Consider the following 24982-nt stretch of genomic DNA (forward strand, 5'->3'; position numbering starts at 1 on the left):
CTGGTTTAGAAAGAAACGCAGCATAGACGGCACGAAATGGCAGATCGTAATGTTTTCTTGTTGGATAAGGCTTATAAGATAGGCATTGTCTTTGTGTCCTTTCGGCTTGGCAAAAACAAGAGATGCTCCGGACAACATGGGAAGAAAGAGCTCCCATACTGATACATCAAAGGTGTACGGCGTCTTTTGTAAGATACGATCCCGGCTACTTACCTGGTACTGCTGCTTCATCCATAACAAACGATTACATATCGCACGATGAGGAAGCATGCAACCTTTAGGTTTTCCTGTCGAGCCAGAGGTATAAATAATGTAGGCCAGGTCCTCCGCTTGGTTGATATTGCTGAGATTCTCAGTATTGTAATGCGTAAGGCTACTCGAATCTGCATCGAGTGATAGGGTTTTTCCGCTAAAATTCCTTAGCAGGATGGAATGCTTCTGTTGGGTCAACACCACCGACACATTCGCATCTTGAAGTATAAAATCCAAACGATCCTGCGGTGTTTCGGGGTCTAATGGTAGATAGGCTCCCCCGGATTTTAGTATGCCTAGGAGCCCAACGGCCAGTTCCAAAGATCGATCCATCACTACTGCAACAATATTGTTACGATCCACATCGTAGTCTCTGAGCTGACGTGCTAGCTGATTAGCGCGTGCATTTAAACTATTGAACGACAGTCTTGCTCCTTCATAACAAACTGCTTCTGCATCAGGTGTTCTCGCTACTTGCTCTTCTATAAGGTCGTTCAACTTCAGATTCATAAAGGAATTATCATCAGTGTTGTTTATCGCTTGAAGACTTTCAATCTTGTTATACATTTTCAATCTCACTCTCACCGATCATGTTTGCAGAATGTGTGCTATGCGAAGTACCTGTATATTGTTCAGGTTGTGCATTGATTAAGTCGTTAAAGTTATGCTGATACCAGCTATGTTGGTTTTCGGAAAGAAGCTGTAAAACCCGTTGGTAGCCATCGAACATTTTCTGCATCATTCCTTCCGGGAATAAGCTGTTCGCCACATCCCAATGCAGGTATAAACTGGCGTTAGTCTCTGTGCTCATATTATCCATGTGGACTTGTGATGTTTGGCTTAGGGATTCTCCTTGTTTAAACCCGTCAGGCGCTTGGAAACCTGGTGAACTGCTCAGGTTGGTAAACACGATCGGAAAACTCAATATTTTGTTGCGTCGATTTTTAGTAGCCACGCGACGAAGTGCTCCCAATCCGCTCACAGCGCTATGGGAAAGATCTTCTTGTACCCGGTCATGATAAGAACGTGCTCTCTCAATAAATGTGTTGGTCTCGCGCTCGATTACCAGCCAGCTCATTGAGGTGAAGTCACCAGCAACTCGATCGATATCTGGATGAAGCGGTAATCTATCCCAGCTCGGAATCACAATTGAGAATGATTCTGACGAAGACCATTGAGCCAATACATCGGCGTAAACCGTCAATAGGATAATTCCTGGTGATATCGATAGATCTTTAGCGATATCTTTTATTACCTTCCATTGCGGAATCACGCCTTCAAATCTTTGGGTTTTATGTGTGGATGTTTGAGTTATCATCGGGAGTTCTGGTCCGGACGGGATGTCGATGAACTTGTTCTTCCAATACTCAAAACTGTTCTTATAACCATCAGTTTTCTTATATTGCTGCAACGACATAATATAATCGGCAAATGTCAGCTGTGGTTTTTCATTTTCCATATTCGGATTCTTATAAAATTCGAACATGTCATTGACCAGCACTACGATACTTGGACCGTCAGTAATAATTAAGTCTATACTGAAGTGTATTCTAAATGTCCGCTCGTCGATTTTTGAGACTTGTAAATCAAAGTAAGGCCACTCTCCTATAGGGCAAAGTCTTGTTACCATCGAAGAGGTTATATTGTTCAGTGCTTCTTGAACGTCATGCTTTCGTCCAGTTAAATCATTCACCTTCAACTTGTAGGTTGGTATTTTGTCCAGCATTATTTGAGTGCCGTCCTGTCTGATGATTGTGGAAAGCACCTCGTGGACCTGCATCACTTTTTGCCATGCATTCTCAAGTCGTTTCACATCCAGGTTCTCAACTTCAAAATAGGTATAGAACTGGGAGCTGACATTCGATCCAAATTTACTGCGACCGAAGGCATACGCTTGCTGCTGATCAGTCAGAGGAAAACTTGTTCCACTGTGTGGAAAGTGATGAAGCTTGAGATCTTTGTTAAGCGCCTGTTTAACATCAAGTTCAAATGCTTCTCTTGTGTTGTTGTTGGGTTTGATATTGCCAGTAAGTTGGTTTCTAAGTGTATTGTACCATTCAGCAGATTCCCACAGATCCAATCTCGACATAATAAAGTTAAGAACTCTCGAGTATTCAGCAAAAAGAGTTTCGATAGCCCCTGGTTCATAATATTCTTTTGCAATGTCCCATCTGAATTTTAATGATCCATCCTGCTCAAATATCTGATGATCAAAATAGATTTGAGGCGTTTGCGTAATAGAAAACGTAACGTTGTCCATGAAGCTCACGCTGTCATAGATGTCGTGTCCCAATAACGATGTAAAGACTACGGGAATAGACGATATATTGGCTATTTTTCGTCTCTTTTTAAGTTCTCGTAAAGCCCTTATGCCGCTGACATTATTATGATCCAGATCTTCGAAGAGATCCTTTTGTACTGATTGAATAGATTCTCTAAAGCTGCTGCTTTTACTGACTTTCGATACAAAAATATTAGTAGATGCAAATGGCGCTACGATCTTTTCAAGCTCGGGGTCAAGCAAACGATTGAAGAACGTAAGTATTATGGATAGTTGTTCCTGTTCACAGGATGCATGAAGTACCTGTGTAAAGACGCTTAAAAGGAATATCGTAGGCGAAACGTTGAGTTTTTCGAGTGTTCTTTTCAATGTTTGCCATTTCGCTTTTTCAATCGATCCAATGAGAGTGCTACGAAGGTATTGCTCGTTGCTTAAAACAGTATTGTGGCCTGTATTTATTGGCAGTGACGGGCCCTGTAGCACACCATCCAGTTTGTTTACCCAATACTCCAGATCGTTATTGAAATGCTCTGAGCCTTCAAAATCCCTTACCGCAGAGATGTAATCGCGGAAGGAAATGTCTGTGGACGGTATTGTCCATGTTGAATCAAGATACAGGCTTTGCCATTGTTGCAAGATGAGTTGTATGCTCAGAGCATCTACGATCAGTTCATCGATACTAAAATGAATAATAGTTTTATCAAAGCAAGCACTAACGCATATTTCGTAGAGAGGCCATTGCGTCGGTTCATATACTTTGTGAGACATCGCTTCTCGCGTTTTCGTCAGCGAGTACGGTTGCATCGCTTCATTACCCTTAAGATCTATCACATTGAAATCGTATCGCGGTACGTCTTTCAATATCTTTTGTTTGCCAATAGACAAAAATACAGCGCGAAGCATTTCATGATGTTCACTTAATTTGTTCCACGCGGTGTTTAAACGTGGAATATCCAGATTATCCATTTCTATTTCGAAGTAAATATGGCATCCCACTTTGTCGACACCAAGCTTGCGCCCAATAAAGAAAGACTCCTGAATATCGTTCAGTGGAAATGGCTCATGTCGTTCTAATGGATTGGAGATAATTGAGGGTGATTCCACATATAACTGACTCGGTGCTGCTCCCTTCACTTCAGATTCAGTTATTGTTGATTCAGTCGTGTGTGAAGCGCTGATATATTGATCTTCACCACGATCTATCTGTGAACCTTGGAGATCTTCCAGATCCAATTTTTCCAAGATTTGAGAATATTGGGCGACCAGATACGTCACGAGATCGGCTGGCGTAGAATACTCATAAAACGTCGTGGCGGAGAAGTTCTTGGTGACCTTCGCTTTGATTGCGTGTGTGATTTTCAACAAGTCGTGAGACGTTAACCCCATTTCGTAGTAACTTGAGTGGGTGTCTACTTTTAGCGGATCGATGTGAAGCTGTGTGGCAATCAGATGTTGAATCAGATACCTTGTTTTATCTAATGCATCCGAATCGTTACTTAGCCAGGCCGCGCTATTTAGGGGAGCGTCATAAGAACTCGATGCTTTGCTATCTGTGCGTGTCAAGTCCCCTTTTGTCGATGAGGTTTTTTGGTTTTCGGTAATCCAATAACGTTCTCTTGCGAAGGGGTACCCCGGCACTCCAGACAATCGTTTCACGAACGTACTGTCGTTCATATCGTTCCAGTTAATATGATTTCCTTTCACCCATAGATCCGCGATAGAGCTGTGCTTTTTGTTTACGACCAGGCTTTCGATGTAGTCAAGTCCGTCGCGAGTGCTGGAGATTAATGATTGTTTATCGCCTTGTTTTCCAGATACTATTCTCGAATCTGATTCGCGACACTTGAATTTTTGTAACAGTGTTACAAGCTCCTGAGAAGTCGAAGCAATGATGGCCATACGGTACTGCATGGCATGTCTACCGGTTTGCAGCGTGAATGCAAGGTCAGATAGTGTAATCTCAGGATTATGACTAAGATATTGAAGCAGATTCTCTGTTGAAGTCGTCAACTGAATTTCCGATCTAGCAGAAAGTGGGATCACAGCCGGCTCATTAACGGGTGTATTTGCTCGAGGAATACCATCCTCTTCCGCCGACTTTTCGGAGATGACGATATGCGCATTAGTGCCATTTAATCCAAATGAGCTAACCGCTGCCTGTCGAAAACCTGTGCTTGGTGTTTCCCACTTTTGGGGCCTCGTGTTAATGTAAAAAGGACTTTCGTCAAGCTCAATGTGTTCGTTTAACGCATCGAAATTGATGGAAGGAGGAAGTGTCTCGTGTTTTAGAGCCAGTAGTAATTTGATGACACCCGAAATACCTGAAGCATGCAATAAATGTCCGATGTTACTCTTGATTGAGCCCAGTGCGCAGAAATTCTGAGCTTGAGTGTATTGTTTAAATGAGTCTTTTAAACCTTCTATCTCAATCGCGTCCCCCATTTTTGTTCCTGTACCATGAGCTTCAATTAGCTGAATGTGCGACGGATTAATTCCGTGGTTTTGATATATCTCTGTCTGCAAGCGAGTCTGCGCTTTCGGGTTGGGCGCGGTGAGACCGTTGGTTTTTCCATCCTGGTTTACACCCCAACCTTGAATGACACCGTAAATTGAATCTCCGTCTTGCTTGGCTTTATGCAAAGGTTTTAGATATACCACTCCTACACCTTCGCCGGGGACGAAACCATCGGCTCGTTGATCGAAAGTAAAGCAGCGGCCTGATTTAGATAACATACCTGCATGTGATGTCATGATATGCAAGGACGGTCCAGACATGACGCACACCCCACCCGCCAGAGCCAGATCACTGTTTCCCGTTACTAAACTGTCACATGCGCTTGCGATGGCCACGAGCGAGGATGAACACGCTGTATCGATAGATAAACATGGACCTTGCAGGTTTAGGAAGTATGAAATACGTGCGGCGAGTACCGCAGTAGTACCGCCCATCAGCCCTTCCGCTGTTAAGCCTGAATTCTCGATGAGGCGACTATAGTCTCCAGGTCCGCATCCGACGAAAACGCCGCACTTTCTCCAGGATAGAGTCATTGGGTTATACCCCGCATCTTCGATGCAGTGCCAGCATGCCTCTAAAAATAGCCTCTGCTGTGGGTCCATCGCGTTGGCTTCTTGCGCTGAAATATTAAAGAAGGATGGATCAAACAGATCATACTCTTCCAGAGCTCCCATCCATTTACAATCTGTTTTCCCGGGCTTTTTGCTTTCAGTACTGTAATAATCGTTGATATTCCAGCGCTGCGCGGGAACCTCTGTAACACAATTTTGGCCGGATTTAATGTTCTCCCAATAGTCTTCCAGATTTTTAGATTTTGGAAACTTTCCTGCCATACCGATGATCGCAATCGCAGTTTTTTGTATGGGTTCAGCTGACTTGCCCGAATCGTTTTCTGTAGTGGATTCGCGATATATCTTTTGCTGAACCGGTGTTGAGTGCGCGATGGTTTCGCGCGATAAATTTGCATTTTGTTCAGACTGTGCGGTGACTGCTTGCGGGTTGATTTCCACAAGGATTTTCGGTGTTACAGACATCTGATGTGAGAGTTCGATAGCGTGAGGATTGCCTTGGGGTGCAGAAAACTGGGGTGCTGTGTTTTCTGCGGCAGGACTTTCAGCTGCAGTAGTTTTGGTTCCCTGAGTATTCCTGTCTTTACGATTAGACAAAGTATTTACTGAACCATCGTCGAGGCCTCCTGCTCCTGTCTGATAACTCGTTTCGCCCGCTACATATGGTGTGAGTTCTTCGAGGGTTGGCAGACTATAAATTTTTGTGACCGGGATGTTGATGCCAAAAGCTCGGTTAATTTTCTTCACCCAGGTGACGCCTGTGATGGAGTCTAAGCCCAGGTCCAGAAACTGCGCGTCGTCGTCGATTTTGCCTGCGTCGAGGAAGAGTTCGTCGGCTAAAAGTTGCTTGAGAGTGGACATAACCGCCGATAAATCTGTTTGCTGCAAGAAGTTGTTATCAGACTCAGTTTTTTGACCTACCTCATTGATCTGAACTCGACTGTTCTCGTGACGGGTATCTTGATTACGGTTTAAGTGCCCCAGTGCATCGCCAGTTAATGCACTATTGTCCAACGCGATGCGTGGTTTGGTCTTCTGTTCCTTTACCTGTACCTGTAAAACAGGCTCTTCCTTAACTGCTGCAGTATTGTTTACAGGCGTAGTGCTTACGTTATGCGGTTGTTTTATCTTCTCAAGTTCGCTGATGATAAAAGGCGTTAGATCAGCCATTGTCGGCAAACTGTAGATTTTAGTCACAGGAATATCGATCTGATACAGCTGGTTAATTTTCTTCACCCAGGTGACACAGGTAATAGAATCTAACCCTAGATCGATGAACTTGGAATCATGATCAATCTTTGCTTCATCCAAGAATAATTCAGCCGCAAGAAGCTTTGTTAACGCGGCTGCAATTGAGTCTGGATCAATTGATTCTTCAACGGTATTTTGTTGCGCGGACGATGAATTGTCTTGTTTTACCTCGAGGTGCATCGCGTGCGCGCTGTTTTGAAGCGCTTTATGAACTTCAGGTTCTATATTCTGGGCTGGAGCTATGTGGTTATCTGATACATGATGAGTTGTAGCTGTATTGTGCAACAGGATTTCGATATAGGGAGCCAGCTCGTAGATAGTGGGAAGGCTGTAGATTTTTGTGACTGGAATGTCAATGCCGTACTCCTGATTAATCTTCTTAACCCAGATAACGCCAGTTATAGAATCGAGTCCCAAATCCAAAAACTGCGATTCTTCTTCTATCTTTTCCTCTTCAAGGAATAGTTCTGTTGCCAATAGCTTCTTCAGTGTGGATATCACCGAACTCAAAGTAGTTTCTGTTGGTAATTCATTTGAACTCTCTATTTCGTTGATAGACATAGAATTCTCTTCTGCATTTTCATGAAAGCTTTGTGTTATTTGAGATAAAGCGCCGGGGTTGTTAACAAATGTTTTTCCGTGCATGGCGAGCTCAAGCCGATAAATTTCTTCCAGTCGGCCGGTAAGAACTCGGTTGAACTGTTGTTTGAGGGCCAGCAGTGTAGTGCGTGGAAGCTTCTCAATTTCTTTGGCCAGATCCAGTGCAAATTCCAGTACCTCGTGGCGACGAAGCACGGGTAGTTTGATTCCGCGATGGCTAATGTCGTTACCCTTATACTCATTTGCGGTCATTAAGACTTCTCTGGCGAAGTCCATTCCGATCTGATGTGGAAAAAGCAGTGTCGAACCGGCTCCAGGCGTAAACCCGTAACTCATAAAGCGTGTGGAATAGATGCTTTCTTTACTGAGAAATGTGAAGTCTGAGAACATTCCAAGCGTCCAGCCTGCGCCAATGCCATGGCCTTGCATGGCCGATATAACTGGAAGACTGCAGCGTATCGGCAGTTCGTATATCGGAGCATCAGAGTATTTTAAACGCCCTTCCTGGATCGCAATCAATCCCTCTTTCGTGCCTCCTGAAGCGAAGTATGAATCGTATCCAGTGAGGACAACGACCTTGTAGTCCTTACTTTTTTCGATATGTTGGAAAGCTTCGTTGATACCTGCAATGAATGCTTCAGAGAACATATTTCTCGCTTGGCGATCAACCATCTTAATGACTACGATGCCTCTGGAATATACGGTGGCTTCGACGACTTTGGACTCGAGTGGAATACGCGAGGGTTCTGTCCAAATTTGATCGAGTTCGTCAGTCAGTTGCAATGACTCTGGTATGTGACCCCTGTTTTCTTCTACATGCGCTTGAAAAATATCTGAGTCTGCTGTAATGGAAATGAGCGACTGCTTTCTCGACGTTAGCGTTAACAATGCTTTCGGTGATTGTACCGCCCATTTTTTTGCTAACGCTAAAGCCGTCGGGAATACATTTTCAGAATCGGTTGAGATTAATGCTCTTTGCTGCTGACTTAGATCACTCCCTGTAAATTCAGACTCTGTAAAGAGAATTCGCTTAGCCAGGCGGTGACCAAATTCCCGCGTAAACAGTGCGACGGTATCATTTATAGGAATCGCACTGTCTGTAACGCTATTAGCACTGTATACGCCGTCGGTACAATAAATGGAGGTGTCACCACATAAGCTGATAAGCCAGGGCAGTCCTCTTGCATTCGCTTCTAATGCGCATATGACAGGTATTGTGGAGTTTAGGAAAAGTCTCTCCAAACGCGGAAGAATATTTTGGTATGAGCGTTCGTTGATTGGCAGGAAATTTTCGTCTGAGCTGCTAAATACGATCACCTTGTGGTGATTCGACGCACTCACGTCGAAAAATAGTTGCTCCAACGCAGACACTAGATCTTCAATTTGCTGAGGCTCGCAAGGTAAAGCCTTAACAAGAAGAATCTTATCCTCATAAGTCTCCACGCCAATGAGATTTGAGGAGCACGAGATTTGAGCATTATTTCGAGTAGAGAAGTTTTGTGGCTGCTCTGGAGAGTTATATGTTTCGAAAAAGTGTTGATTCTTAACGTTGAGGTCGTCAAGGAGCTGAAGACTGTCTCTAATGAGGTGTAGTTTAAGTTCGCGCAGAGAAACCAGTGGCATGCCCGCTAAATGATGTGCCAGTTCGTTCACGATGGCCTCATGTTGGTCTTTGCTGACAAATTGACAGCCCACGCCTTTCTCTTTCAGAGCTCTGGCGGTTGGAAGGCCGATACCATAGAGCAGATCTTTGGTGATGACCTCTCCAAATCTTTGTGTAAAAAATGCATACTCAGCATCTGTCGCAAATAAATCTTCCCGCACATCAGAAAAACCATAGTTTCCTTCCATATTGAAGACAATAAAATCGCAAAGGCAAGCAACAAAGAAACCTGCTCCAGTGGCATCGCCTTTCATGGAAGCTATTACGGGATAAGGTAGCTCTGCGAGTTTCTTATGTAGTCCTTGTGCAACAAGTTCATCTTGTTCTGCTCTTCCTCCAGTCAAAAATGTTTTCTCGATCCCTGAGATGATCAATACTTTCACTTCGCTTTGTTGTCCGATCTCTTCCAGCGTAATCAGCATCTCTGACACGAAATGGCTGTTAAGTCGATTGTCAGCGTTTTCGCTGGATATGTTTAAAACATATATACCCTCTCCTTTATCAGTCCAGCTGGCGCTTGAGGAGCCTGACAGTAATTGTTTTTTTACCGCGGAGCGAGAAGCTAACTTGATTAGACTAACATTGGACGTTTTACGAAGGTTATGTGACGACTTCGATATAGCAGCGTTAACCGATGTCGACTTGGTCAAACTGATACCGTCTGGTTTTGCGCTTATGACACTATTGAGATCGATTAACTGGTGGGCTTGATTAAGCCCAGGCGTAACTTCTATGTCTCGAGTTTGGTCGATTGTAACAACGGTGCTTTTATCCGCGTTGGAGATTTTTTGGGTATCAGTATTCTGCTTAGTGAACGTCTTTTCTGCTTGCACTACAGCTTTCGATACAATCGAAGTATTTTGCCTCTTGATGATATCCCCTACCCAGTAACGCTCTTTCGCAAAAGGATAGGTTGGCAGATTAATGCGTCGTGGTTTCTCATCGCTATAAAGCTTCTCCCAGTCCAAGTTTATGCCTTTCACCCAAAGATCCAGAACATTCTCCAGATTTCCATCAGTAAGCCATGTATCTACCTGACTTTGCCAATCGTCATTGGATTTAAACTCCAACAGTGCTTTCTTGCTGTTTTTAACTTGTCCGGTGAATAACTTCTCGTCGTTGTTTGTTCCCTCAATATAGCTGCACAAATAAGCTTCGAGCTCTTGCATATCCTGAACAATGAACGCCACGCGTTCTTCCATGCCTTCTCTGCCTACCTGCAGCGTGTAAGCGATGGACTCAAGTGAGAAAGACTCGGACTTAACAGTCGTTTTCAGATCCACAGCGCGTTGTATTAATTGATCTTTGGTTCTAGCAGACAGTGGGATAGCAATCGGTTTTTTTGATTTTGGCCCATTATCATTTCTATCGTCAGTCATAGAATAATTTTCCAAGATGAGATGAGCGTTGGCACCGCCCGCGCCAAATGATGAGATTCCCGCGAGAAGTGGTTGTGTGACATTTTCAAGCTTTGGTGCTTCCCAGTCAGTTAATTCTTGATTCACTATGAACGGGGTTTTCTCAAATGTAATGTTGGGGTTCAATACATCGGAGTGCAGGCTTGGTGCGATTTTTCGATGTTTCATCTGCAGAATGATTTTTGTAAGACCAGCGATTCCGGCGGCAGCTTCGAGATGCCCAATGTTAGATTTTACAGATCCGATTTTGCAGAACTCGATATCTTGCGTATCGTGTTCGAATGCCTGCGACAAACCTGTGATTTCGATTGGATCGCCTAGCGCTGTGCCAGTACCGTGGGCTTCGATATAGCTGATGTTCCTCGCGTTGATACCCGCTTTATCTAATGTGGTACGAATTAATTCCGCTTGTGCTTTGGGGTTGGGAACTGTATAGCCGTTTGTCTTTCCTCCATGATTAATGTGAGTTGCGCGTATCACAGCATGAATCGTGTCTTTGTCTTTTATCGCATCATCGAGCGACTTTAAAAGAACAGCGCCAGCGCCCTCTCCAGGCACAAAGCCATTTCCGTCGGCGCCGAAACTCTTACACTTTCCATCCTGTGAGAGCATCTTTTGTGCACACAAACCTACGTAACTTGATGGGTGCAGATAGAGGTTCACCCCACCAGCCAAGGCCAGGGTACAATCGCCGCGGCGAATATATTCACAAGCTTCATGAATTGCGGTTAATGATGAGGAGCACATAGTGTCGACTGGCATACTCGGCCCCTGAACATTCAGGAAATACGAAAGACGATTGGCTACGGAACTGAATGATGTTAGCGGGAGAAGGCGTTTGTCATTATTCCATACCTCGGGTCCGTAAAGATTAAATCCCGTTTTTGTGATGCCGGCGAAAACACCAAGTTTTTGCTGATACTTTTCTTTGATTAATGAACGTGTATATCCAGCGTCTTCCAACGTGTTCCACGCAACTTGTAGAAACAGCCTCTCTTGAGGATCGGTGTTTATCGCCTCTCGTGGTGATATATTGAAAAATAGCGAATCGAACTCGGCAAAGGTGTCGACAAAGCCGCCCCACTTGCTGTAGCTCTTGCCTTGCTTTATTGCTTCATCCGGGTCTGAATTAAAAAAACCGTTTAATGACCAGCGATCTCCAGGTACTTCCGTAATTGAGTTTTTGCCCTGCTGTAGATTCTCCCAATATTGCTCTAACGTGCTTGCGTCAGGATAGATCCCGCTCAAGCCAATAATAGCGATGGAATCTGACTTCTGAATTTCGTGTAAACGTCGTGATCGCGTCACCTTTTCGGGTTGTTGTACCGTTAATGATGACAGTTTTGGCCAAGATACATTAGCGGTTGAGTCACTTACTGAAGGCACCGTCGGGGTCCCAGTTTGGCTGTTGGCTTTTTCGATTAAGTCTCTATTAATTTCAGTCCAAACTAAACATTCCCGGGGGTATTGCTTCACGAAATAGCGCGTCAAGAGATCCAGCGACTCGTATTCAAAAAACAAGGTCTTGGATATGTCGCCAAAAATGGTCGTCAATTGTTGATTGAGTTTGGTAATCATAACGGAATCAATACCGTAAGTTTCTAGTACCTCACTTTCATCAATTTTCTCAACAGGTAGTTTGGTAATTTCACCAAACAGCCCCTTGATCTTGCTCAGCGTTTCTTTGTGGAGCATTAAGAAATCAATATCTTCCAGGTTAATATTGGTCGATTGTGTTTTATGGGGCTCCTGTTGTGGGACTTCTGATGTATTCTCAGAGCCGCTGAAAAGCGTGTTTCTAATCTTTCGTGTTTCACCCTCCATTACGAGAAGTTGCGAAGACGAGGAACTCAAGGCTTGGTGGAAAGCAGCAATACCCACTTCGGTGCGCATGGCAACCAGGCCGGTGGTTTCTTTCATTAAGGTTTCGCTGGCGCTATCGATATGCATTCCACCCTCTTTCCAGAGGGGCCAGTTAATGGACACGGTATGCCCCCGGCGCAGTTGCGAGCTAGTAAGTTCGTTACGGTAGTGAGCAAACTGATCCATAAAGCCGTTTGCTGCTGCGTAGTCCGCTTGTCCGACATTTCCTATTGCGCTGCTACCCGAGGAAAACAGAACGAAGAAATCCAGCGAAAGATCTTTTGTGGCCGCATCCAGGTTTAATGTCCCCGCCACTTTGGCGGACAGTACCCGTTTAAATTCATCAGCAGGTTTATTGAGAATGAAATTATCGGAAATAATACCGGCACTGTGAATTATGCCATCCAGAGACTTATGGCTGTGTTTGATAGATTCAATTAACTCCGTCACTTGATGGGAATTCGAAACGTCAACGGCTCGGTAGTCAATACGTCCGCCGGCAGCTTCAAGTTTTTTAATCAAATCTTGCTTATCTTGGTTTAGTTCGGATCTACCTGTGAGAATCAAGGTTGCATGGTTGGTTTTAAGCAGGATCTCTTCTGCGAATAAATACCCGAGCCCACCAAGGCCGCCCGTAATGAGATAAACACCATTTTCTTTGAAATGATCTGCAGGATTTTTACTATTGAATTCAACATCATCCCAATCCAACACTAACCTGGATTCACCTGAATACTGAATAACCGCGTCGTTAGGCCGTTGCAGGTTTTGTGTGAGTTTAAACGCGAGGCTGTCAACAGAATCATTCGCATTCACAAGTACAATTTGACCCATGAATTTGGGATTCTCCAAGTTGGCGCTCTTGAGAAGCCCTGATAACCCTGTAAATACTGAGTTTTCAAGTGTAGCAGGCAGCGCGAGCTGGACAATCGACCTTCCCTCTGGTTTGGCTTGCAGAATACCCTTGATGAGTTCAAAACACTTTACAGCGTAATCTGTATAGCGTGATGTGAGTGTTAGATCGGTCGCGCTGAGGATGGAACATCGGCTTGCACCGGTGCTTTTTGCTAGTTGCTCAGACGAGATATTTTCCAATTCAAGTAATACAATGTTATGTTCTGCATAAGTGTATTGGTTTTGGTAATTCGATGGTATTGGCATTGCATGCCATGCAGGGTTCATCAACAGCGTATCCAATACCTGATGGTATCCTGTTTCCCGCGTGTTTTCATGTTCGATTTCTTGATCGTTTGCTTCTCGTTTTTGTGTTGTGCCACTGTTGCCACTCAAGGTTAAAAACGAGAGGTTTCTCAAACTAATACAGATGTTCCCACTCTCGTCAAAAAGGTCTATATCGACAGAGCTCGGACTATCTGTAGATTGTTGCGGATCAACGTAACGGACCCAGGCGTGCATATGGGTTTTAATCGAAGCCAGTATTTTGAGGGATTCCAGGCTCGAAGGTTGGAATGCAAGATGCTCTTTATCTTTTTCAGAATATGAATTCAGCTTTAAGCTTAGGCAAGCTTGAAAAGCCGCTACCAATAAACCGGTGTAGAGATCTTCGGCATTTGATGGAAGCACGATATCTGCAAGAATTTGATTGTCGCCCGAGAGAATGCGCTCAATACTTTGGAAGGAAGAACCATATTGTGCTCCCATTTTCTCAAAGGTTTGATAACAAATTTCAGCGCTCAGATGTCCTTGAGTCAAACGAGATGTCAGGTTCTCTATCTCGATTCTGGCAGATTCTTTTGGTTTAAATTCAGAAGTCCCTTGGAAATGAATCAAATTCCCTGAGTCGATTTCGGAACCACTGTAAATCTCGTAGTGTATTTGCTCTGAATTGTTATCAAATAAACGGATGTGCACTTCTTTGGCTGTGCCAGTGACGACCAGTGGCTCACCCCAGACCATATCCTTAAGGGTGACGGATAAGCGTGTGTCTGACATTGTAGCTGCCCTGCTAATAGCAGCGCGTGCGATTTCAAGATACCCTAAGCCAGGAAGTACTTTTTCGCCGTTTACCCTATGATCCGTCAGGAATGCTTCACTCCCCGTGAACTTTGAGCTGAAACGCTGTTCCAACAAATTGGAGGTGTTTTCATGTAATAACGGATGTATCAGGCTTCGTGTTGCGATAACAGGTGCTGTCAAATTACCCGCGGTACTGGTAATCCAGTACTTCTCTTTGTCAAATGGGTATGTTGGTAAACTAATGCGTTTAGGTGTTTGGTCTCCGTAAAGTTTTTTCCAATCAAAGCTCAGCCCTTTCACCCATAGATCAAGGATATTCGAAATTTTATTTGGACTGATCCATTTATCCAAAGCTTCATTGAGATCTTTATCCTGATTAAAGATTGATAAGGTTTCATGGTTGTTTTTAACTACACCGTGATACACATTTTCGATCTCTTCCTCACCGTTAATATAGGCTTGCAGTTTATGTTTCAACTGATCAATCGAGGTTACGATAAAGCCTACCCGATAGCTCATTACTTCACGTCCTACCTGAAGCGTGTATGCAAGATCAAACAAGTTGGGCGTTTCTGTTGTAGTATCGGAATTGGTGATGAAATCCAGTAACCGTTGTGCGTAACGCGACAGTTGGTTTTTGCTTTTTGCGGACAATGGAACAATGACCGGGCTCGCCGCCGCACTATTATTGACTGAAGTCTGAACCGATCGGTCGTTTGTAGTCGCTAAATATTCAGAAATAATCAGGTGCGCATTACTACCGCCTGCTCCGAACGACGAGACCCCCGCAATGAATGGAGAAATGCGATTATCTTTGACCGATCGTTTCCAATCCTGTAACTCCTGATTAACAATAAACGGCGTTGTATTGAAGTCAATATTAGGATTTAAGGTTGTAGAGTGTAGTGATGGTACGATTTTCTCGTATTTCATTTGCAACAGGACTTTGGTTAGTCCTGCGATTCCTGCAGCTCCCTCACAGTGACCGATGTTAGATTTTGCCGAGCCTATAAGGCAAAAACCTGTTTTTTGCGTGTGCTGTGCAAAAGCCTGATTTAATGCAGATATTTCAATGGGATCACCGAGTTTAGTTCCTGTTCCGTGCGCTTCGATATAACTAATAGCTTGAGTGTCGATTCCAGACTCTGAAATCGCCACCTCAATAGCGCTACGTTGCGCTTTCGGGTTGGGAACCGTGTAACCGTTGGTTTTTCCTCCATGGTTAATGGCGCTGCCAAGAATTACGCCATAGATATGATCTTCATCCTCAACTGCATCCTGTAATCGTTTTAAAAGAACGACACCGACACCTTCTCCAGGAATATATCCGTCGCCTCCTTCTCCAAAGCTTTCACAATGCCCCTTGGTTGAAATGAATTGTCCAGAGCTAAGCATCAGGTATTTATTTGGATGAATGGAGACGTTGACTCCGCCGGCAATACCCAGATCGGTTTTATGAAGTTTAAGGTCCTGGCAAGCTAAATGGATTGCAGTTAATGACGACGAGCACATGGTATCCACAGTCATGCTGGGTCCATGCAGGTTTAGGATGTACGATACGCGATTCGCAATACTCGCATAACTTCCGGGAATGGCTGTACGATTTCCTTTCAGACTTTCTTCGATGCCCAGGAACTGGTATTCGCCATACATTACCCCGGCATATACGCCGATTTGTCTAGCAAGCTGACTCCGGTTGGATTGGCTTAGAGTGTCTCGCGTATAGCCCGCATCTTCCATTGCGATCCATACATGTTCCAGGAAGAGACGTTCCTGCGGGTCCATTCTGATTGCTTCTACTGGTGTAATGTTGAAAAATAATGGATCAAACTCGTCTACACCTTCAATAAAGCCACCCCACTTGCTGTAGTGAGCGCCTTCTTTGCTTCGATCTTCACTGTAGTAGTCGGTCCAATCCCAACGTTCTTTGGGAACCTCAGTCACACAGTCGTGACCGGCTTGTAGATTTTCCCAATATTCTTTCAGGTTTTCTGATTGCGGGTAGCGACCACTTAAGCCAATAATCGCAACATCCAACGCCCCACTGTCTTCGCTATAGTAGATGGCTTTCGCCGAAGCAGTCGACTTTCTCCTACGAATTTTTGTTAGAGGCGTTTTCGTCAAATTTGCATTTGATGTTATCTTTTGTGGAGCTTGAGAATCGTGGTTAAACAAACTGAGAAGTTTCGCCTGGTATGCCTCTAGGAAAAAATCCGTGAGCTCTGCAATGCTCTGATATTCAAAAAAAAGTGTTTTGGGAAGAGAACCTAATGTTTTTTCTAATTGGTTTGTCAGACTCACCGCGAGAATAGAATCCATCCCGTATTGTTCCAACGGAGCTTTGGAGTCAATCTTGTGTGCCACCAATTTTAATACAGAAGAGAACTCACCTTTCAAATAATGCTCGGTTTTCTCTCGAAACGCTGAAGTATCCAGATCAAGCCTTGCAGGCTCATCTTCTATCATTGAAGACTCGACATTCGAGGATTGAGATATCAGCAAATTGGTTTTCCTGGGTTCTAAAAAGATATCGCGCATCTGTTTAAGCAATCCTTCCACCACCAACACTTGGGTGTGCCCGGAGTTAATACTTTGATAAAACGCATTAATGCCTGTTTCGGTTTGCATGGCCGTCATGCCCGTGGCTTCTTTTATCATGTGTTCACGGGTTTGATCGACCTGCATGCCACCTTCTTTCCATAGCGGCCAGTTAATAGAGAGCGTATGTCCACTACGCTGATGATTGTCCACCAAGTTATTCCGGTGATGCGCAAACTGATCCATAAACGCATTGGCAACTGCATAGTCGGACTGACCTAAATTGCCAACAACACTTGAGGTTGACGAGAAAAGGACGAAGAAATCAAGCGGTATATCCCGTGTCGCTGAATCAAGGTTGAGGGTTCCCGAAACTTTAGGCGAGAGTACGCGCTTAAATTCATCGGTAGTTTTCTTAAAAATAAAATCATCCGAAACAACACCAGCACAATGCATTACACCGCTGAGTTTCTCATGATGACGAAAGATACTATCTACCAGGGTACGTACTTGATCAGCTTGCGCGACGTCAGCTACAAGGTATTCAATCTGATGTTTCTCATTGATCAAACTGTTCAGCAAGTTTTGCTTTTCGGTGGATAGTTCACTGCGACCCACTAAAATTACTCTGGCGTGTTTTGCTTGTTTCAATATTTCCTTAGCAAATAGAAATCCTAGACCTCCGAAACCTCCCGTTACTAGGTAAACCCCATCGTCCTTGAAAGTGTTTGTGATTTGGGCGTGAGTCACCTTAGGGGGGTGTGGCAGCTCGTCCCAGGTTAAAATCTGACGTTCCGAATGATGGTAACGAACTTCAAAGTCATTAGGATGATGTGCATTTTCTTCGAGTTTCTGAGCGAGTTCGGTGATCGACTCGTCTGATTCAACCTGTATCACCTGACCTTCAATCTTCGGATTCTCCAAAGCGGCGGTTTTAAGTAAAGCCGACAAACCTGCAAACAGAGACTGTTCTGAGGTATTGGGTAAAAGAATCTGTACGAAGGTTTTTGATTGTGATTTTTCCGCAATGATGTTTTGGATCATTTCGAAACAAAAAACCGCATAGTCCGTATAGCGGGATCCAATAGATTCCTCTTTCGCCCGAAAATTCAGGCATTGGCTGATGGGAACTTGCTTTTGCAATTCAGTAGAATCAATGCTATCCAATTCGCATAGCAAAATTCGATGTGCGGAATACGCCGGATTCATTTGGCTGGTTGATACGGGCAGCGTTTTCCACGTCGGTGTCGCCAGTAAAATTTCAGTCGAAGCGACATGTACTTCATGTTGGAGTTCACCGTGGAGTCCTTTGCTGAGTGAATCTGAAATATCCCCCTCTAATATTCGAGATGAAAAGCCCTTCATCTGAATGCAAACCCTGCCCACCTCATCACACAAATCTACATCGAGTTTTTGCAGCTTAGATGATGCGATCCCTGATTGAGAATTTTGAGAAAAGCGTACCCATGCAAACATGTGAGACGTACACGGGCCAATAAACTCCACTGAATCCAATGCAAATGGCAGGCTTGCTTTGCGTAAAGTATCTCCCTGATTTAATTCAGTGTTCTTGAGTGTCAGAGCAATTGAGGATTGCAGCGCGGCATCCATCAAACATGGGTGAAGGGTAAATTCTTGGAGAGTCTGCACCACATGCGATGGAAGAGCAAGTTCAGTTAAGACCTCGCCTTCTCCAGTATAGATCACACTGATCGCTCGGTAACTTTCTCCATAATCGAGCCCCATGCTCTGGAAGATCGGATAGCAAGATTCGCCATGTAAAGACTCATCGCCCAATCTGGATCGAAGCGCATCGATGTCGAGGAATATCGACTTTTGTTCGCTTCCAAATTCTGCTACACCCTGCGAATGAATAGTCTCCTCTTTCGTTTTTGACTCGCTATAAATTTCAAATCGGATGTTCTCATCATCGCCATCAATGGCACGTACATGAACGTCAACAGGGTTTTCTTTCACTACGATCGGTTGCGTCCATACGACATTTCGCAAAATCAGGGAATAATCTGAATTCAAGCCTTCGATGGATTCGTCTACAGCAGCTCGAGCCATTTCAAGATAAGCAACACCTGGAAATACTTTTTCACCCTTCACCTTGTGGTCCGCTAAGAAAAACTCTGTTCCCGTGAATCGTGAGCTAAAGCGTTGTTCGGCTAAACTGGAAGTGTTTTGCTGGATCAATGGGTGAACTGCAGACGGCCCAGAACTTGAGTTCCATGAAGCTGAGTTTTTTGATCTCTCGAAAATCGGATATTTTTCCTTGGCAAACGGATAGCACGGTAAGCCAGGTAAAGATTTTATGACGTGGCTGTCATACAGCTCTTCCCAACGAATGTTGATACCTTGAACCCATGACTCCGCCAGTTTCTGGTTATTGTCATTGGGTTTAGCTTCATTGTTTATAGCGCTGCCGATTGAGCCAATTCCATCTACGCTACCTGGGACTACCTGCTTTCTATCTACAGTGCCTTTAAATATGAAGGACGTAGTTTCGCCCGTGAGTGCTTTTCGCAATTCATTAATGAGTTGATCTCGGTCGCGCACCACAATAGCTAAACGGTGAGTCATGGGTTCGCGTCCTACCTGAAAGGTATAACACAAACCTGTAAGGTCAATATTTTGCTGCTTCTCTACGAAAGCAAGAATGTTGTCGAGATAACTGTTAAGTTCACTCGTTGTTTTTGCAGATATCGTTAAAAGGTTTTCCGGTAGAACGGGGTTAGTTACCTGCCTGTTACGATACTCTTCAATGACCACATGCACGTTAGTGCCGCTTCGACCAAATGAACTGACCGCACCTAATCTGGAACCCTGTTCATTTACTTCCCAATCTCGATTGGTTTTATTAACGAAAAACGGACTGTCCTGCCACTCAATGAACTCATTTTCATCGGCGCAATGCAAACTTGCAGGAATGACGCGCTGTTTAAGGGCGTAAAGTAAATTAACAACGCTTACAAGGCCGGAAGCCGCTAAGGTGTGTCCCATATTAGGTTTGTTACTTGTGAGCGCACAAAATTGTTGCTGGCTGGTTTTTTCTTTGAAAACTTCGGAAAGTGCATTTACCTCGACCGGATCACCTAACTTGGTGCCTGTTCCATGAGTGACAATATAGCCGAGTTGTTCCACATTGATATTTTTGCGTTCGTATAGATCTTTTACTAATGCAGACTGCGCCTCGCCACTTGGCGCGGTGACGCCATTGGTTTTGCCATCGAAATTCATCCCGCTGGCTTTTACCGTTCCATAGATGTGGTCATTATTTTTTTCTGCATCTTGAAGCCGTTTTAGAAGAAGAACTACAACGGACTCACCACCGACGATGCCATTCGCATCTTTGGAGAATGCGTGGCATTTTCCATCAACTGAAAGCATCCTGCCCTGACTCATCATGACATAGCTGGAGGGATAGCTTAGGACTGAAATTCCACCGGCAATGGCGATGTCACTTTCGTAATTTTGCAGACTCATACATGCTTGATGAAAAACCACTAAACTTGATGAGCAAGCGGTATTGGTGGCGACAACTGGTCCTCGAAAATTTAAGAAATATGACAGTCGCGATGAAATCATCGCTCCTCCGCTACTGGTTAACGCCAATCCAGCAGTACCGGCTGATCCCTCTGCTTCAACCTGAAGCCCTTGATAACCGCTCTCTTCCTCCATTCCCAGAAATACGCCGACCTTCATTTTGTTGAGTGAAACGGGATTAATTCCCGCATCTTCCATTGCGTGGTAGGCTTCCATCAGGAACAGACGTTCCTCCGGCGGCATGTACGCGGCTTCTCTCGGTGATATTTCAAAGAACAGCGGATCAAATGTATCGACATCCGCAATCATACCCGCCCATTTTGAATACGATTTGTTGGGGTCCTTTCCGGTTGGATCGTAATACTCATCTACGTTTCCCCAGCGCGATTGAGGAATTTCAGTAACGGTTGTTTGTCCTGAAACTAATACATCCCATAGTGCCTCGGCCGATTCAGCTCCTGGAAACCTGCCGCTAAGACCGACAATGGCGACGTCCTCTTTTGGACCTGCAATCGTTGCATTTCGCCGACTCCGACTAGCGCGAGAAAGTGGTCGGATGTCTCGTGTAGTTACGTGTGTAATCTGAGAAACAGACTTGGCATCAGGGTTCCGGTTTTCACCTGTTGGTGACTCATACAACTTTCCAAGCTCTGTTGCGTGTTTAGTTAGCAGATAATCCCGTAGTTGCGCAATCGTAGAAAAGCTGAAGAAAACTGCTGGAGTAATCTCAACTTCGAAAACCTCATTCAGCGCACGAGAAAACTTAGTCAGTCCCACAGAGTCGAAGCCGAAGTCCGAGAAGTTTTGCGTTTCGTCCTGTTGTTGAGAAGGAACTTTTAATATGCGTTCTACAATAGATTTGAGGTCATTCGCCACACATTGCGCAAGATCGTGACTTCCTTTCTCGGAACGCCAGAGTTGACTTTTCGAAGTGGTATTGTTGTTTAGACGTCCGTTATGATTATTTTCTTGATCGTTATTTCGGGCGCTATCGAGAATTTCACCAACGTTGCTGGTGTACATATAGGCGACAGATTTTTGATCCTGTACGTCAATCCATTCTGGTCGATACTTTCTTTCAAGAAAACCTGTTATGCGTTGATGATCGCCTATCATGGCGAGGGTCTGGGAATATCCTTTCGCCAAAACCTCTTCAAATACCGAGATCCCGTGTTCTGTGGTTAGCAAGGACTGTCCACTGCTCTTAAGATAAAGCTCTGTAGCGGCTTGATCGCTGACGAGCATTCCACCCTCTTTCCACAGAGGCCAATTTATCGCGATATATTTTGGTCGGGGTTGCGATGAGCGCTCATGCTTCTGAGCTTGAAGTTGACTTAAAGCCATTTGATAGCGCTTGCCGACAGAGTAAGAGCAACTACCAAGATCGCCAATAATGGCGGAGGATGAGCTAAAATAGCAGATCCACTCGCATTGATTAAATACTGAATTTATTGCATCTGTGCCGTCGATATTAGCGGAAAGTATAGCGTTAAATTCTTTCCAGTCTGCCTCGACAATACTTTGCTTAGTCTCAATACCTGCAGAATGAATGACACCGTCAATCTCTATGTTTTGTGATTCAAGATATCCTGCGAGTGTACGCAACGCTTCTTTATTTGAAATATCGATTGATTCGTAACGAACAGATGAAGCGCCCTCCGCTTTAAGCTTCTCAATTGCCGATTGGTGTTGACGATTCTTCGGTGAACGCCCAAGTAAGATAAGATTTGCATGATATTTTTGGCTCATATAAGAGGCAAATATCCTCCCTAAGCCACCGAATCCACCTGTAATAAGGTAGGTGCCTTTTTCTTTAAGCGGGATATATTCTACTGACTCATCAGTGTTGATTGGATGAGCTTCGCAAGATAATTGCTCTAGCTCATTGTTGGTATATTGGAATACACCACCTTTTCCGAAGGTTTGCACGATGGCATTAGCGGTAAGTACATCGTATACAACAGTAATTTGTAAGTTGGGAGCTGATAGGCCAATGGACCGCTCGAAACCGATCCACGCTTGATGGTAGGCGGATGCGCCATCACCGACGAGTAGTAGCTGCTTTATTGAAGAGCTACCTGCTTTTAGAAGGTTAAAGATATCCTTGATGGAGTCAGCATTATTCCCGTGAACTGGACGATAGACGACAATCAAATTATCGTCGTTCTGATGCGACGTTTCTATTGCGTGAATAGCATCTTCCAGTCTTTCCATAAACCTCGTGGTATTAAACTTGCCACTTGTCTTCAGGTTAAGGTCTTTCTGGATATCGTCATGATCTCCTATATAGAGAAGATTCTCATTTTCCACTTTTAGTGATGAAGTCGCGGTAGACACTTTTTCCCAGCTTTCGTGATACAGATTTAATACAGGTTTGGTTGTCTCACTGTCGGGTTTCGGCATGGCATCTTTTCTGTTCCAATCTTCGAAAGTAACGCCGACCATCTGTACACAGATATTACCCTCTTCGTCCATAAGATCGATGTTTAGTTTTAGTAATGAATCTGAATCATTTGCTGGTGTTGGACGGATCCATGCATACATTACTGCAGTGCATTGACGTAAAACCGAGACCGACTCAAGACTTGTGGCCAGCTTTGGTTTAACACCGTCGGTGATGACTGAATCCAGATTAAGGTGTCTGTCTTGGAATCCGTGACTCAACCCACCACCAAATGCATTATCGCCGATAGTTAGCGCTATGACAGACTGCAGCGCTGCATCAACAATACAAGGGTTAAGTGTAAATTCGTGAATGGCCTTTTTCACACCGTTAGCCATGTTGGCTGGCAATGATAGTTTAGCCAGCAATTGATTTACACCCTTATGTATTTCATCGATACCCTGTTGTTCTTTGCGGTATTCCATTCCCATTAATGCGTGTAAACGATAAACCATTTCACCACTTATCGTTCCCTGATTAATTCGAGATTTCAGGGTTACAAGATTGTGACTCACTTGTTGGTCTGTGGATGCAATTTCCGCTACCCCGTTAAAATGAATGATGTCTTCTTCGGTTTGCGAGTGCGAATAGGTTTCAAACTGGAGATCGCCATTACTTTCCTCGAACAGGCCAATGCTTATTTCCTTTGCATTGCCTTCGAGGATGAATGGTTCGCACCAATTGATATTCTTCATTCTAATTGCCGGTAGATCATCAATATCGCACGAAGCTTTGACGACAGCAGCATGTGCCATTTCTAAATAGCCAGCTTGTGAGATTGTTTTTCTTCCATCTCGGGAGTAGCTATGCAGAATAGATTCTGATCCATTAAAACACGAAGTGAAGCGCTGCTCTCTCATGTTTGAAGTATTTTCATGGAGGAATGGATGTAAGGCTTGAGGCACTAATGATGTTGAACCGAATCCATTTATGTCACGCTCGTTAAGTGAGGAATCACCGGCTACGCGATAGATATCTCTCGCAAATGGATAGGTTGGCAGGTGGAGACGTTGTACGGATCCTTCCTCGTAAAGTCCTTGCCATTTTATGGAATAGCCTTGCATCCAGAGATCGGCGATTTTAGTCAACTTACCCTTTGCAATCCACTGCGCCATCGCTTCCTGCAGATCCGAATCGGTACTAAAAATATCCGCACTTCCAGATTTTAACTTCACTCGTCCATGCAGTGCATTCGGAGTGCTTTCGTCTGCCATCCACATCTTTAGACTTTCAATTGCTTCACTGATGCTAGTGACGAGCAGAACCAAACGATGTTCCAACACAATTCGACCAGTCTGAAACGTATACGCCAGTGACGGGAGATCCGTGCTGGGATGGTGTTGTAAGAACGCGACGATTCTGGCGGCATAATCCTTTAGTTGTTGACTAGTTCTGGCAGACACCGTCAACAAAACACCACCTTCAACATGTGTACGTGGCGCTAGATCTGTTAAGGAGTCATTACCAAGATCATTCGCAACATATTCTTCAATAATGACATGAGCATTAGAACCTGTAGCACCGAACGAACTGACGCCTGCTCGACGCGGTGTATTATCTGGTGATGTCCATTTTTCCGTGGATGTCTGCACGTAGAATGGTGAATTGGGTAGATCCAGATAGGGATTTACAATAGTCGAATGCAGGGATTTAACTAAGGTTTTATGATGCAACTGCAGAATGGTTTTCGTCAGTCCACTTATCCCCGCTGCTCCCTCTGCGTGCCCGATATTGGATTTAACAGAGCCTAAAGCACAAAACTGTTTTCCTGTTGTAAATTCTCTGAAAGCACGATTAAGTCCCTGAATTTCAATCGGGTCGCCAAGAGACGTTCCTGTTCCATGCGCTTCGATGTAGCTGATAGATTCAGGATCGATACCTGTTTTGCGTAAGCAATCGGCGATCATTGCGCCTTGTGCAACAGGTGACGGCACTGTGAAACCGCTGACGGTTCCCACATGATTGACGGTGCTTCCCTTCAATACCGCGTAAATACTATCGCCATCATCGACTGCATGCTGCAAAGGCTTCAATAAAATGGCACCAACACCTTCGGCAGACAC

2 protein-coding genes (both running past the window's edge) are annotated in these 24982 nt (G+C 44.4%); both read right to left on the reverse strand.

Features of this window, described 5'->3' with window-relative positions:
* A protein-coding gene (locus H5715_RS08555; protein ID WP_075185106.1) for an amino acid adenylation domain-containing protein crosses the window boundary here: on the reverse strand, positions 1–819 show its 5' portion. The gene continues 19482 nt to the left of window position 1, outside the view; 819 of the gene's 20301 nt are visible here — the first part of the coding sequence; it begins with the start codon at positions 817–819; its stop codon lies beyond the left edge, outside the window.
* A protein-coding gene (locus tag H5715_RS08560; RefSeq protein WP_075185105.1) for an SDR family NAD(P)-dependent oxidoreductase crosses the window boundary here: on the reverse strand, positions 812–24982 show its 3' portion. Its footprint extends 18159 nt past the window's final position; the window shows 24171 of its 42330 coding nt (coding positions 18160–42330); its start codon lies beyond the right edge, outside the window; it ends in the stop codon at positions 812–814. The genes H5715_RS08555 and H5715_RS08560 overlap by 8 nt, the downstream gene beginning before the upstream one ends.

The organism is Teredinibacter haidensis, from assembly GCF_014211975.1.
GTDB classification, from domain to species: domain Bacteria; phylum Pseudomonadota; class Gammaproteobacteria; order Pseudomonadales; family Cellvibrionaceae; genus Teredinibacter; species Teredinibacter haidensis.